12 protein-coding genes are annotated in these 13,046 nt (G+C 60.7%); all 12 read left to right on the top strand.

What is annotated here, in order from left to right:
* Positions 1-20 precede the first annotated feature (20 nt).
* A complete protein-coding gene (locus tag RI563_RS10145; RefSeq protein WP_411293574.1) occupies positions 21-1,499 on the top strand; it encodes an NAD(P)H-hydrate dehydratase in 1,479 nt (492 codons plus the stop codon).
* A 68-nt stretch (positions 1,500-1,567) separates the two neighbouring features.
* Positions 1,568-2,023 carry a tRNA (adenosine(37)-N6)-threonylcarbamoyltransferase complex ATPase subunit type 1 TsaE gene (gene tsaE / locus RI563_RS10140; RefSeq protein ID WP_310694263.1) on the top strand — a complete coding sequence of 152 codons (456 nt, stop codon included), beginning with the start codon at positions 1,568-1,570 and terminating at the stop codon, positions 2,021-2,023.
* 140 nt (positions 2,024-2,163) lie between these two features.
* Complete coding sequence (locus RI563_RS10135) at positions 2,164-3,468, top strand: N-acetylmuramoyl-L-alanine amidase (RefSeq protein ID WP_310694262.1); 1,305 nt, start codon at positions 2,164-2,166, stop codon at positions 3,466-3,468.
* A gap of 301 nt (positions 3,469-3,769) precedes the next feature.
* Complete coding sequence (gene mutL / locus RI563_RS10130; protein ID WP_310694261.1) at positions 3,770-5,473, top strand: DNA mismatch repair endonuclease MutL; 1,704 nt, start codon at positions 3,770-3,772, stop codon at positions 5,471-5,473.
* A gap of 38 nt (positions 5,474-5,511) precedes the next feature.
* The gene (miaA, locus tag RI563_RS10125) at positions 5,512-6,420 is read left to right on the top strand and encodes a tRNA (adenosine(37)-N6)-dimethylallyltransferase MiaA (RefSeq protein ID WP_310694265.1); all 909 of its coding nucleotides are present in this window, start codon (positions 5,512-5,514) and stop codon (positions 6,418-6,420) included.
* Positions 6,421-6,521: 101 nt separating this feature from the next.
* Positions 6,522-6,773: an RNA chaperone Hfq gene (hfq, locus tag RI563_RS10120; RefSeq protein WP_310694260.1), complete on the top strand. Its 252-nt coding sequence runs from the start codon at positions 6,522-6,524 to the stop codon at positions 6,771-6,773.
* Positions 6,774-6,808: 35 nt separating this feature from the next.
* Positions 6,809-8,125, top strand: coding sequence for a ribosome rescue GTPase HflX (hflX, locus tag RI563_RS10115; RefSeq protein WP_310694259.1), 1,317 nt, complete (start codon positions 6,809-6,811; stop codon positions 8,123-8,125).
* Positions 8,126-8,280: 155 nt separating this feature from the next.
* Positions 8,281-9,453, top strand: a complete 1,173-nt coding sequence (gene hflK, locus RI563_RS10110) for an FtsH protease activity modulator HflK (RefSeq protein WP_310694258.1) — start codon at positions 8,281-8,283, stop codon at positions 9,451-9,453.
* A complete protein-coding gene (hflC, locus tag RI563_RS10105; RefSeq protein WP_310694257.1) occupies positions 9,450-10,325 on the top strand; it encodes a protease modulator HflC in 876 nt (291 codons plus the stop codon). The genes hflK and hflC overlap by 4 nt, the downstream gene beginning before the upstream one ends.
* Positions 10,326-10,386: 61 nt before the next feature.
* Positions 10,387-10,557 (top strand): DUF2065 domain-containing protein, encoded by a 171-nt coding sequence (locus RI563_RS10100; RefSeq protein ID WP_310694256.1) that lies wholly within the window; start codon positions 10,387-10,389, stop codon positions 10,555-10,557.
* A gap of 12 nt (positions 10,558-10,569) precedes the next feature.
* Entirely contained in the window at positions 10,570-11,748 is a 1,179-nt protein-coding gene (locus RI563_RS10095) for an ATP phosphoribosyltransferase regulatory subunit (RefSeq protein WP_310694255.1), read from the top strand.
* A 21-nt stretch (positions 11,749-11,769) separates the two neighbouring features.
* Positions 11,770-13,046, top strand: a 1,277-nt coding sequence (locus RI563_RS10090; protein WP_310694254.1) for an adenylosuccinate synthase, incomplete at its 3' end; no start/stop codon positions are given.

The following is a 13,046-nucleotide window of genomic DNA, read 5'->3' as shown; positions in this document are numbered from 1 at the left end:
ATGATCATAATCATAGCCTTATGACTCATCTGCCGCATGATCTTTATACCGCCGACCAGTGCCGCGAACTCGATCGCATTGCCATCGAGGAAGAGGGCATGTCCGGTTCTATATTAATGGAACGTGCCGGCGAGGCGGCCTGGCGTCTGCTGACCCGACGCTGGCCCGAGGCGCGGCACATTACAGTGGTCTGCGGTACCGGCAATAACGGCGGTGATGGTTACGTGGTCGCCCGCCTGGCGCACGCCGACGGGCGCGAGGTTCGTGTGCTGCAGGTCGGGGATCCGGATAAATTGCGCGGCGATGCCCTGGCCGCCCTGCAACGCTTGCAGGGGATGGATCTGTTTCCCGAACCGTTTGCGTCGCAACCGAGCGAGGAGATCGATCTGTTGGTCGATGCCCTGCTGGGGACCGGCGTTCAGGGCGAGGTGAATGAGCCCTACGCCACGGCGATCGACTGGCTCAATGCCAGCGGCAAGCCGGTGCTGGCACTGGATGTGCCCTCCGGCCTGGATGCCAATACCGGCCAGGCGGGCGGCCGGGCGGTGTGCGCCGGGGAAACCATTACCTTTATCGGTCTGAAAACGGGGTTGCTGACCGGCGATGCCCCCGATTATGTCGGCCAGCTGGCATTCAGTTCCCTCAATCTGCCGGCCAGCGTGCGGGCGCGCGTGAGCCCGGTGGCCCGGCGGCTCGACTTCGAGGCGTTGCAACAACAGCTGCCGCGACGGGCGCGCAACAGCCACAAGGGGCTGTTCGGACATGTGCTGATCATCGGCGGGGAGCAGGGGATGAATGGTGCGGCCCGGCTGGCTGGCGAGGCGGCCCTGCGCTGCGGCGCCGGACGGGTGAGCATTGCCACCCGAGCCACCCATGCCGCCACCCTTAACTGGGGCCGCCCGGAACTGATGTGCCACGGGGTGGAAAACAGCGAGGCGCTGCACGCATTAATTGAACAGGCCACGGTGCTGGCGGTGGGCCCCGGTCTGGGGCAGGGCGAGTGGGCCCGGATGATCTGGCAGGTTATCGCGGGGTGCGACACGCCGCAGGTGGTCGATGCCGATGGACTTAATCTGCTGGCCGAAAATCCGCAGCGGGCCGGGCAGCGGATTCTCACGCCCCATCCGGGTGAGGCCGCGCGCCTGCTGAACCAGAGCCCGGCCGAAGTGCAGGCCGATCGGCTGGCGGCGGTGCGCCGCCTGCAGACGGAATATGGCGGAGCCGTGGTGCTCAAGGGGGCCGGAACATTAGTGAGCACTGACACAGGTAACACGGTTTGCACGGCGGGCAACCCCGGTATGAGCAGCGCCGGCATGGGCGATGTGCTCACCGGGGTGATCGCGGCCCTGCTGGCGCAGGGGCTGGAGCTGGAGATAGCCGCACAACTGGGGGTTTGCCTGCACGGCGCGGCGGCGGATCAGGGTGCCAGAGCGGCGGGCGAGCGCGGTCTGCTGGCGGGGGATCTGTTCGGTCCGTTGCGTCGACTCGTCAACAGCTGATCCCGCAAGTCAGATTCTTTTCCCTGACGGCATGCCGTTATTCGAAAAATTCCGCTAAGCTTGGAGCGATGGAAAAGTATCTCGAAAATGAAGCGGCCACCGTGCAGCTGGGTCGGCGGCTGGCCCGCCTGTGTGTGGCACCCTGTCTGCTGTTTTTGCATGGCGAACTGGGGGCCGGCAAGACCACCCTCGTGCGGGGACTGCTGCAGGAGCTGGGACACACCGGTCCGGTCAAAAGCCCGACCTATACCCTGGTCGAACCCTATCATTTTGATCATAAAAAAGTTTTTCACTTCGATCTGTATCGGCTTGCGGCCCCGGAAGAGCTGGAATACCTGGGCTTTCGGGATTACCTGGATGATCACTCCCTCTGCCTGGTGGAGTGGTCCGAGCGGGGCCAGGGCCATCTGCCCCATCCCGATGTGGAGGTTTATCTCGATCCACGCGGCGACGGCCGCCAGGCGAGACTGATCGCTCACGACCAGGCCGGTGAAGCCCTGCTGGCCCGACTGGAGCCGTTTTGAGCCACCCGTGGGCGCGATGATCTCGAAAAAACTCTAGAAATCCTGTCTATCTTCATAATAAATATCAAATTATTACTTGATTTCTCCTGCCGACCGGCACAATAATAAATTGAACGCAGGTAACACGGGAGGCGAGCACCATGCGTACAGCTCGGGCGCTGCTATGGCTGATGTTGTCCGTTATACCACTGACCGCGGCGGCCGCCGGGGTGCAGGTGGAAGGCGTGCGCATGTGGCCGGCACCGGATCATACCCGGCTGGTGCTGGACCTGAGCCAGCCAGTGGATCATCGTCTCTTCTCCCTGGAAAATCCCGACCGGGTGGTGGTCGATCTCAAGGATTCCCGTTTTCCCGGCAGCCTGCCGACTCTGAGCTATGACGGGGCCCTGATCGAGAACATCCGTTATGCGCACCGCGAGGATAATCAGCTGCGCTTTGTGCTGGACCTCAAGTCCGAGGTACGGCCGAAAAGTTTTGTTCTCAAACCGCAACGCGACTACGGTCACCGGCTGGTGATCGATCTGCACCAGCCGCAAAGCGAGCAGGCCGCGCCGAAAGTGACCAAGTCGGTCAATGACGGCAAGCCCCGCAATCTCATTATTGCCATCGATGCCGGTCATGGCGGTGAGGATCCCGGTGCCCTGGGGCGGCTCGGGACACGGGAAAAAGACGTGGTCATGGCCGTCGCGCGCAAGCTCGAGGCGATGCTCAAACGGGAGCCGGGCTTTGCTCCGGTGATGATCCGCACCGGCGACTATTACCTGAGCCTGCGCGAACGGGTGGAAAAAGCGCGCCGCGCCCAGGCCGATCTGTTTATCTCCATCCATGCGGATGCCTTTCACGATCGTCGCGCGCACGGCTCTTCGGTCTATGTGGTCTCCGACGGTGGCGCCAGTAGTAAGGCCGCCCGCTTTTTGGCCGAAAGTGAAAACAGCGCCGATTTGATCGGCGGCGTCAGTCTGGATGACAAGGAAGACCTGCTGAAGATGGTGCTGGTGGATATGGTGCAAAACTCCACTATCGAAGACAGCCACCGGGTGGCCAGCGAAGTGCTGGGCCGTCTCAAACATGTCAATCATCTGCACAAGCGGCAGGTGGAACAGGCCGGCTTCCGGGTGCTCAAGGCGCCGGATGTGCCGTCGATCCTGGTGGAAACGGCGTTCATCTCCAACCCCGCCGAAGAACGCAAACTGCGCAGCAGTGCGCATCAGACCGAACTGGCCCGTTCCATGTTCTATGGCGTCAAACGTTACTTCGCCCGCCACGCCCCGGCCGGCACTTTGCTGGCGACCCGCAAGGCGCGTCGGCACGAAATCAGCCGCGGTGATACCCTCACCGGCATTGCCGCCCGCTACCGGGTCAGCGTCTCGGCCATCAAACAGCACAATGGCCTCTCCGACAACATGCTGCGCGTCGGTCAGGTGCTGCGGATTCCCGTCATCTGACGTTCCTCTTTCTCCGGGCACCGAGAAATTAACGCGGAGTTCGCGGAGACGCAGAGGCGCGGAGAAAATCATTGTTTTATTCCGCTGGAAGTAACGTAACTGATTGCGATAAAAACGTAATCTGACATTACCCCGGTCGCTACAAGCCTTGCCTGCCATGAAGAATGTTCGTGGGGCAGCCCGGTCCATAGATCAATTCTCCACTCTGCGTCTCCGCGCCTCTGCGACCTCCGCGTTTTTTAACCGGTTCTGTGCAACGAAGCCCGTTCACCTTTTGAGATAACGCGGTTAAGCTACCCGCATGCAACCTGCCCGCCGTTATCAACCCGATGCGATTATCCAGCGCCTGCCGTCGACTCTGGCCAACCAGATTGCGGCCGGGGAGGTGGTGGAGCGGCCGGCATCGATCGTCAAGGAGCTGGTGGAGAATGCGCTGGATGCCGGTGCCACGCGTATTGAGGTGCAGATTCGCAACGGCGGGCTGGAGCAGATTCAGATCAGTGATGATGGCTACGGGATTCGAGCCGGGGAGCTGGAGCTGGCGGTCAGCCCTCACGCGACCAGCAAGATTGCCCGGCTGGAGGATCTGGAGAACCTGGCCAGTCTCGGCTTTCGTGGCGAGGCACTGGCCAGTATTGGCTCGGTGGCGCGCCTGGTGGTCGACTCCCGTTTCAGTGACGCCGGGGAGGCCTGGCGTCTGAGCCTGACCGATCGCGAGGCCGGCCCACAGCTGGTCCCGGTGGCCCATCCGGTGGGTACCACCGTGAGTGTCTCCGAACTCTTTTATAATACCCCGGCGCGGCGCCGCTTCCTGCGCACCGAGCGCACCGAATACCGCTATATTGAGGACATGCTCAAACGCCTGGCCCTGAGCCGGTTCGAGGTTGGCTTCAGTCTGCGGCATAACCAGCGAGAGGTTTTCCGCCTGCCGCCGGCGGGGACCGAGGCGCAACAGGCCCGGCGGGTGGAGCGGTTGTGCGGCAAGGCCTTCTATGCGCAGGCTTTGCATATCGATTACAGCCTGGACGGCTTGCGCCTGTGGGGCTGGCTGGGGCGGCCGGAGGCGGCGCGCAGCCAGGCTGATTTGCAATATGTGTATGTCAACGGCCGCAGCGTCCGCGACAAGTTGATCAACCACGCCCTGCGTCAGGCCCAGAGTCAGCTCTATCCCGGTCGGCATCCGGCCTGGCTGCTCTATCTGGAGCTGGACCCGCTCAAAGTGGATGTGAATGTGCATCCCACCAAACATGAAGTCCGTTTTCATCAGGCGCGCCAGGTGCATGATTTTCTCGTCCACGCCGTCAGCGAGGCGCTGGCCGAGGATCCCACCGTTGCCCGGCCAGCCACGCCGGGATCCAAGCCGTCGGCGGCCGAACCGCGGCGCCCGTTTTATACCCCGGCGGAGGGTAATATTCCCGCCGCCTGGTCGATCCAGGAAGCCGCCAGCACCGGGGCCCCGACCGCGGCCAATACCGACGACGTTTCCTCCCACAAACCGGTCCTCGCCACGCTGGCGGGTGGTTATCTGGTGGTGGAAGAGGCGGGCACGTTGTTGCTGATCAATGCCCCGGCGGTGCGCGCGGCGCAACTGGCGGCCAGCTTTGCCGCAGGAGAGGCGCAAACCGCCAGGCCGCTGTTGATTCCCGAGACCATCGAGTTATCCGCCACGGCGCTGCAATGGCTGGAGCAACACGCCGAGTGGCTGGCCGGCCACGGCATCGATGTCAGTACGGTCAGTGAGGCGGCAGTGCTGCTGCGCCAGGTGCCGGCCGCGGCGGCGTCCCTCGAAGCGGGACAGTGGCTGCCGGCGTTTGTCGAGGCCGCCCTGGCGGGGACGGCGCCGGAGATGGCGCTGGCGCAGGTCCTGAGCTGCCCGCCAAACTGGAGTGCGGCCGAACAGCAGGCGCTGGTGCGCGATGCCTTGAACTGGCAGCGGAATCCGCAGCCGGCTCGCTACTGGGTGCGCTGGGATCAGGGGGCGCTGCAGGCGTTGTTCGAAACGTGAGCGTGTCACCGGCGTCACTTCCGCCGGCGATCGCCCTGATGGGGCCGACCGCCTCGGGCAAGACCGACCTGGCCGTGCGTCTGGTGCGGGCGCTGCCGGTGGAGATCGTCAGCGTCGATTCGGTGATGGTCTATCGCGACATGGATATCGGCTCGGCCAAACCCGGGCCCGAGGTACTGGCCGAGGCGCCTCATCGGTTGATCGATTTTCTGGATCCGGCCGAGGCCTGCTCGGCGGCCCGCTTTGCCGAACTGGCCCGTCGGGAAATGGCCGAGATCACCGCCGCCGGGCGTATCCCCCTGCTGGTGGGCGGCACCATGCTCTATTTTCGTGCCCTGATTCACGGCCTGTCGCGCCTGCCGGCAGCCGATGCGGTGCTGCGCGCGCAACTGGAGCAGGAGGCGCTGGAACGGGGCTGGGCGGCGATGCACAGCCGGCTGGCCGAGGTGGATCCGCAGGCCGCCGAACGGATTCATCCCAATGATCCTCAGCGTATCCAGCGGGCGCTGGAAGTGTACGAGTTGACGGGGATGCCGCTGAGTCAATTGCAACAACAGAATGAACCGTTGCCCTGGCAGTTTGTCAAACTGGCGCTGATCCCCTCGGATCGGGCGGTGTTGCACGAACGCATTGCCCGCCGGTTTGCACAAATGCTCGAGCAGGGATTGGTCGAGGAGGTTGAAGCCCTTTTCAGGCGTGGGGATTTACACGAGCAGATGCCCTCGATTCGGGCGGTCGGCTATCGCCAGCTGTGGCACTACTTGCAAGGCAGGATCAACTATACTCAAATGCAGGAACAGGGGGTGGCGGCGACTCGCCAGCTGGCCAAACGCCAGCTGACCTGGCTGCGCAGCGAATCGGGGGTGCGGACATTTGATGCCCTGGACCAAAAAAGGGGGGATCAGGTCTTGAAATGGTTAGCCAGCTCACCCATTGATACAGAATGAGTGTGGTAAGATAAGTTTGAATTTTTGTTGATTTTTTATAAGGTTATCAGAACGGGCCCGATCGTCTGAGACAATAACTATAACATGCGGAGATAATAACGATGAGTAAAGGACAGTCCTTACAAGATCCGTTTCTCAATGCGCTGCGTAAGGAACGCGTCCCCGTTTCAATCTTTCTGGTGAACGGGATTAAATTGCAGGGGCAGGTCGAGTCATTTGACCAGTTTGTGGTGCTATTGCGTAATACAGTTAACCAAATGGTTTACAAGCATGCGATTTCCACCATCGTGCCGGCACGTAACGTGAAGCTGCCCATGGCGGAAGAAACCAAGGGTCATGAAGGTAATGCTTGAAGTCACCAACGCGGCGTTGGTGAGGGTGGTAATGATTGTTTGAACGTCCACAAGCCGGTGAACGGGCTGTTCTGGTTCATCTGGCTCTGCAAGCGGAACAGCAACAGGAAGAACCCCGGGAGTTTCGGGAACTGGCTGTCTCCGCCGGTGCTGAACCGATCGCGGTAATCGCTGGTTCCCGGGCCGTTCCTCATCCCCGTTATTTTGTGGGTACCGGCAAGGCCGAGGAGATCCGTGAGACTGTCAGGGAACTCGGGGCCGATCTGGTGCTGTTTAACCATGCCCTGTCGCCGGTTCAGGAACGTAACCTGGAACAATTGCTCAAATGCCGGGTGCTGGATCGCACCGGCCTGATTCTGGATATCTTCGCCCAGCGTGCCCGGACCCACGAAGGCAAGCTGCAGGTCGAGCTGGCGCAACTCAAACACCTGTCCACGCGCCTGGTGCGCGGCTGGACCCATCTGGAGCGCCAGAAGGGCGGTATCGGCCTGCGCGGTCCCGGTGAAACCCAGCTGGAAACGGACCGCCGCCTGATTGGTGAGCGGATTCGTCAGCTCAACAAGCGACTGGAAAAGGTTCAGCGTCAGCGCGAGCAGGGTCGCCGGGCCCGCAAGCGCCGCGAGATTCCCTCGGTCTCGCTGGTCGGTTACACCAACGCCGGCAAATCCACCCTGTTTAACCGGCTGACCGACTCCCACGTCTACGCGGCCGACCAACTTTTTGCGACCCTGGATCCGACCCTGCGCCGGCTGGAACTGGCTGACGGTCAGGCCCTGATCCTCGCCGATACGGTGGGTTTCATTCGCCATCTGCCACATGATCTGGTGGCAGCGTTTCGCTCCACCTTGCAGGAGACCCGTGACGCGGACCTGCTGCTGCACGTGGTGGATGCCTCCAGCCCGGAGCGTGACGGCAATATCGAGCAGGTCAACGCGGTACTGAGCGAAATTGATGCCAGCGATGTGCCCCAGCTGCTGGTCTACAACAAAATCGATCAGCTTGAGGAGAGCGAGCCGCGGATTGAATACGACGAGCGCGGGCTGCCCTGGCGGGTCTGGCTCTCGGCCCGCGACGGCGCCGGACTGGCCGAGTTGCGCGAGGCACTGGCGGCGCGGCTGGATCGCGGCCGGGTCTGCCATGAACTGTTGTTGCCGGTGGCGCAGGGGCGACTGCACGCCCTGTTATACCAAGTCGGCAAGGTCCACCGCGAACAGGTGGACGAACAGGGTAACTGGCTGATGACTGTCGAAATGCCCCGTGCCGACTGGGACGCGCTGGACAAACATTATGCCATTGGTGCGCATCTGGCCGGCGAGGAAGACGCGGCCCGGCTTGCCCACCTGGCTTCCTGACAAAGAGCGGGGGCAGGCAAGGCGAGCTAAATACCGGAGCATGCCTTGCGGCAGTTAGCGAAGCCCCATAGAATTGCTTCTCGGTCACATTGAAAATCCACTTTCCTGAATTGAACCGCACGCGCTGATTCAGAACACATATCACGGAGCATCACATGGCCTGGAATGAACCTGGTGGTTCAAACAACAAGGATCCCTGGGGTAATCGCAACAACCCGCAAGGCGGCCCCCCGGATCTCGACGAAGTGATCAAAAAGCTGCAGGCCAAGTTCGGCGGCCTGTTCGGCGGTAAAGGCGGCGGTGGCGGTCCTCGCATTCCCGGCGCCGGCGGCTCCGCGGGGCTGAGCCTGATTGTTCTGGTGTTGCTGGCGGTCTGGGCACTGTCCGGCATCTACATCGTCAACGAAGGTAAGGAAGGTGTGGTATTGCGCTTTGGTAAATTCCACACCATCCAGCCACCCGGTCCGCACTGGTATCCGCGTTTCGTCGACACGGTGGACATCGTGGATGTCTCCCAGGTGCGTTCGGTTCATATCGGTGAGGGCAGTAACGAAGCCCTGATGCTTACCAAGGACGAGAATATCGTCGATATGGAGTTCGTGGTGCAGTACAACGTGCGCGACTCGCGCCGTTTTCTCTATCACGTGCGCGAACCGGAAATTTCACTGCGTCACGTCACCCAGAGTGCCGTGCGCGAGATTGTCGGTAACAACGAGATGGAATTCATCATCACCCAGGGCCGTGACAAGATTGCCGCCGAAGCCTGGGAGCGGATTCAGGGCATCCTCGACAGTTACGAGACCGGTTTACAAGTGCGTGGTTTCAATATGCAAAAGGCCCAGCCACCGCAGGAAGTCATGGCGTCATTCGACGACGTGGCCGCGGCGCGTGAGGACCGGGAAAAATTCATGAACCAGGCCAGGGCTTATGCCAACAACATTCTGCCCCGGGCGGAAGGTCAGGCGCAGCGTTTTCTGGAAGAAGCCAAAGCTTACCGCGATGAGATAGTTTCTATCGCCGAGGGTGATGCCGAACGCTTCGTGGAAATCATGCGTGAATACAAGAAGTCGCCCCGGGTTACGCGCGAGCGTCTCTACCTGGAAGCGATGGAAGAGCTGATGGAGAAAAACCCCAAGGTTATGGTTGATATCAAAGAAGGTAACAACCTGATGTATCTGCCGCTGGACCAGCTGATGAAGCAACGCGCCAGTGGTTCAAGTAATAACAGCGACGCCTCACAGGATTCCGGACCGTTCTCCCGCCAGAAAGAGGATTTCGGGCTGGATCAGACCCGTGAGCGCAATCGTTCAAGGGAGGTGCGCCAATGAACCCGAAACTTCTGGGCGCCGTTATCATCCTCGCCATTGTTGGCGTGGTGGGAAGCAGCAGCGTTTTCACCGTCAGTGAGCGAGAGCTGGCCATCCTGTTTGCTCTCGGTAAGATCGAGAAAGCCGATTATGAACCGGGCATCCATTTCAAATGGCCGTTCGTGAACAACGTACGCAAGTATGAAAAGCGGATCATTACCGCCGATACCGCCCCGCAGCGTTATCTGACCCAGGAACAGAAACCGTTGATCGTGGATTATTACGTCAAGTGGCGGATCCGCGATGTCGAAACCTACTACAAGACCATGCAGGGCATGGAAACCCGGGCTCGTCAGCAGTTTCAATCGATCGTCAACAAGGGACTGCTGGACGCGTTTGGTGAGCGCACACTGCAGGAGGTTATCTCCAGTGCGCGCGATGAAATCATGCGCGATATCACCAAAAAAGCGAGCGAGCGGGTGGAGAGTTTCGGTATCGAGATCGTCGATGTCCGTCTCAAGCGTATCGAACTGACCGAGCGGGTCTTCAAGAACATTTTCGAACGGATGAAATCGGCGCGTGAAAAGGAAGCCAGCGAGTTGCGCGCTACAGGTGAAGGTGAAGCGGAGCGGATCCGCGCCGAGGCTGAACGGCAGAAAACCGTGATGCTGGCCAAGGCCTATCGCGAGGCGCAGGGCATTCGTGGTGAGGGTGATGCCCGGGCCGCGTCCATTTATGCCGGGGCTTATCAGCAGGACGAGGAGTTTTATTCCTTCTATCGCAGCCTGACGGCCTACCGCAAATCGTTGGTGGGTGAAGGCAACCTGATGGTACTGGAACCGGATTCCGACTTCTTCAAGTATTTCAAGGATAATAATCCCGCCGCCAAGTGACGCGTCGATAACGTTTGATTAACCACGCTTTCGGACGTCATTCATGTGGCAGGAATTGATTGTGGCAATTGCACTGGTGCTGGTGATTGAGGGGATCACACCGGCACTCAGTCCCACCTCTTTTCGTCGTGGTCTGATCATGGTGGCCCAGATGAGCGACCGCGTTTTGCGGCGTATCGGGCTGGCTGCCATGCTGGGTGGAGCGTTGCTGATCTATCTGATTAAGGGTTAGGTTAGGTACAGAATGAAATCCGATCGTTGGTTGTTACCGGAAGGGATCGAGGAGGTCCTGCCAGAACAGGCGCGCCGGCTGGAAACGCTGCGCCGACGTCTGCTCGATCTGTATGCCGGCTGGGGCTATGAGCTGGTGATTCCACCGATGATCGAATATCTCGATTCTCTGTTGACCGGCACCGGCCACGATCTCGACTTGCAAACCTTTAAATTGACCGATCAACAGACCGGCAAACTGATGGGGCTGCGCGCGGACATGACCCCGCAGGTGGCCCGCATGGATGCGCATACCTTGAAAAAGGACGGCCCGTCTCGGCTTTGCTATATCGGTTCAGTCTTGCATACCCGACCGGACGGTTTTGCCGGTTCACGCAGTCCGATTCAGGTGGGCGCCGAACTTTACGGCCACAGCGGCAGCGAAAGCGACGTGGAAGTGTTTCTGCTGATGCTGGAGACCCTGCGTCAAAGCGGTATACCGAATCTCTATTTCGATCTCGGCCACGTTGGTATCTATCGACAACTGGTTCGCAAGGCGAAGCTGGCCGAAGAACAGCAGGCCGAGCTGTTCGATGCCCTGCAACGCAAGGCGATCCCCGAGATCAAGCAGCTGCTGAATAACAGTTCGGTCGACAGAAAAATTGCCGAAGGACTGCTCGGCCTGGCAACGCTTAACGGGGATGAATCTGTCATCGAAGACGCGCGCCGTCTGCTGGCGTTCGCCGGTGACGGAGTCGGCGAGGCGCTGGATAATCTGCAGGCCGTCGCGCAACAGATCAAGGCTCATGAGCCGGCGATTCCCCTGCATTTCGATCTGGCCGAGTTGCGCGGTTATAACTATCACACCGGCGTGGTCTTTGCCGCTTATGTGCCGGGCCGGGGGCAGGCCATTGCCCAGGGCGGGCGTTATGACGAAATCGGCAAAGTCTTCGGTCGCTCCCGGGCGGCCACCGGTTTCAGTACCGATCTCAAAACGCTGATCGACCTGGGCGAGGCGGCAATGCCCCGGCCTGGCGCGATTTATGCCCCGGTTGAGGACGATGCCGTTTTGCGCGAGCAAGTCGAACAACTTCGTCAACAGGGAGAGCGGGTGATCAGTGCCCTGCCGGGCGATAACAGCGACCCGCAGCAACTGGGCTGCGATCGCAAACTGGTCAGGGATGGCAAGTCATGGCAGATTGTAACGATTTGATAACAACAACAGGCTGAAGTCATGGGCAAGAACGTCGTCATTATCGGGACCCAGTGGGGAGATGAAGGTAAAGGCAAGATCGTCGATCTGTTGACCGATCGGGCTTCTGCCGTGGTGCGCTTCCAGGGCGGGCACAATGCCGGACACACCCTGGTGATCGGCGACAAGAAAACGGTGTTGCACCTGATCCCCTCCGGCGTGCTGCGTGAGAACGTCCAGTGCCTGATCGGCAATGGGGTGGTGCTCTCGCCCGAGGCGTTGCTCGATGAACTGACGATGCTTGAAAACGAGGGCGTCCCGGCCCGCGAGCGGTTGCGCATCAGCGAAGCCTGTCCGTTGATCCTGCCCTATCATGTGGCGCTGGATCATGCCCGTGAGACGGCGCGCGGCAAAAAAGCCATTGGCACCACAGGTCGCGGCATCGGTCCGGCCTATGAAGACAAGGTCTCCCGCCGCGGTCTGCGTCTGGGCGATCTGTTCCACCGCGAACGCTTTGCCGCCAAACTGGGCGAGATCCTCGATTATCATAACTTCGCCCTGAAAAACTATTTCAAGGTCGAGCCGGTCGACTTCAACCAGGTGCTGGATCAGGCCATGGCTATGCGCGAGGAGCTGCAACCGCTGGTGGCGGATATTCCCGAACTGCTCAATCAGCATATGCAGGCCGGCAACAACATTATGTTCGAGGGCGCCCAGGGCGCGTTGCTGGATATCGATCACGGCACCTACCCGTTTGTCACCTCGTCCAACACCACCGCCGGCGGCGCGAGTACCGGCAGCGGCATGGGCCCGCGCAATCTCGATTACGTGCTCGGGATCACCAAAGCCTATACCACCCGCGTCGGCTCCGGCCCGTTTCCCACGGAACTGTACGACGGTAATCTGTTAATGGATGAAGTCGGTGCGCGGCTGGCCGAACGCGGCCACGAGTTCGGCTCCACCACCGGCCGCCCGCGGCGTTGCGGCTGGTTCGATGCCGTAGCCCTGCGGCGTTCGGTCTTGATCAACAGCGTCAGCGGCCTGTGTATCACCAAGATGGACGTGCTGGATGGCCTGGATCAGATCCAGATCTGCGTGGGCTACGAATGCAACGGCGAAGTACGCGATACCCCGCCGGTCGGCGCCGAGGCCTTTGAAAGTTGCGAACCGGTTTACGAAGCCATGCCGGGCTGGCAGGAATCCACCGTCGGCCTGAAAAGCTACGACGAACTGCCGGCCAACGCCAGGGCCTATCTCAAACGCATCGAAGAAGTCACCGGCACCCCCGTGGACATCATCTCCACCGGCCCCGAACGCAG

This window comes from Thiohalophilus sp. (assembly GCF_031581315.1).
In the GTDB taxonomy this organism is placed as follows: domain Bacteria; phylum Pseudomonadota; class Gammaproteobacteria; order UBA6429; family Thiohalophilaceae; genus Thiohalophilus.
Note: the sequence above shows the minus strand (reverse complement) of the source record. Positions and strands in the feature narration are given on the sequence as shown.

Excerpts from the sequence above, each read along its gene's own strand:
- RI563_RS10145 (WP_411293574.1), top strand. The coding sequence starts at position 21 with ATGACTCATCTGCCGCATGATCTTTATACCGCCGACCAGTGCCGCGAA.
- tsaE (WP_310694263.1), top strand. The coding sequence starts at position 1,568 with ATGGAAAAGTATCTCGAAAATGAAGCGGCCACCGTGCAGCTGGGTCGG.
- RI563_RS10135 (WP_310694262.1), top strand. The coding sequence starts at position 2,164 with ATGCGTACAGCTCGGGCGCTGCTATGGCTGATGTTGTCCGTTATACCA.
- mutL (WP_310694261.1), top strand. The coding sequence starts at position 3,770 with ATGCAACCTGCCCGCCGTTATCAACCCGATGCGATTATCCAGCGCCTG.
- miaA (WP_310694265.1), top strand. The coding sequence starts at position 5,512 with ATGGGGCCGACCGCCTCGGGCAAGACCGACCTGGCCGTGCGTCTGGTG.
- hfq (WP_310694260.1), top strand. The coding sequence starts at position 6,522 with ATGAGTAAAGGACAGTCCTTACAAGATCCGTTTCTCAATGCGCTGCGT.
- hflK (WP_310694258.1), top strand. The coding sequence starts at position 8,281 with ATGGCCTGGAATGAACCTGGTGGTTCAAACAACAAGGATCCCTGGGGT.
- hflC (WP_310694257.1), top strand. The coding sequence starts at position 9,450 with ATGAACCCGAAACTTCTGGGCGCCGTTATCATCCTCGCCATTGTTGGC.
- RI563_RS10095 (WP_310694255.1), top strand. The coding sequence starts at position 10,570 with ATGAAATCCGATCGTTGGTTGTTACCGGAAGGGATCGAGGAGGTCCTG.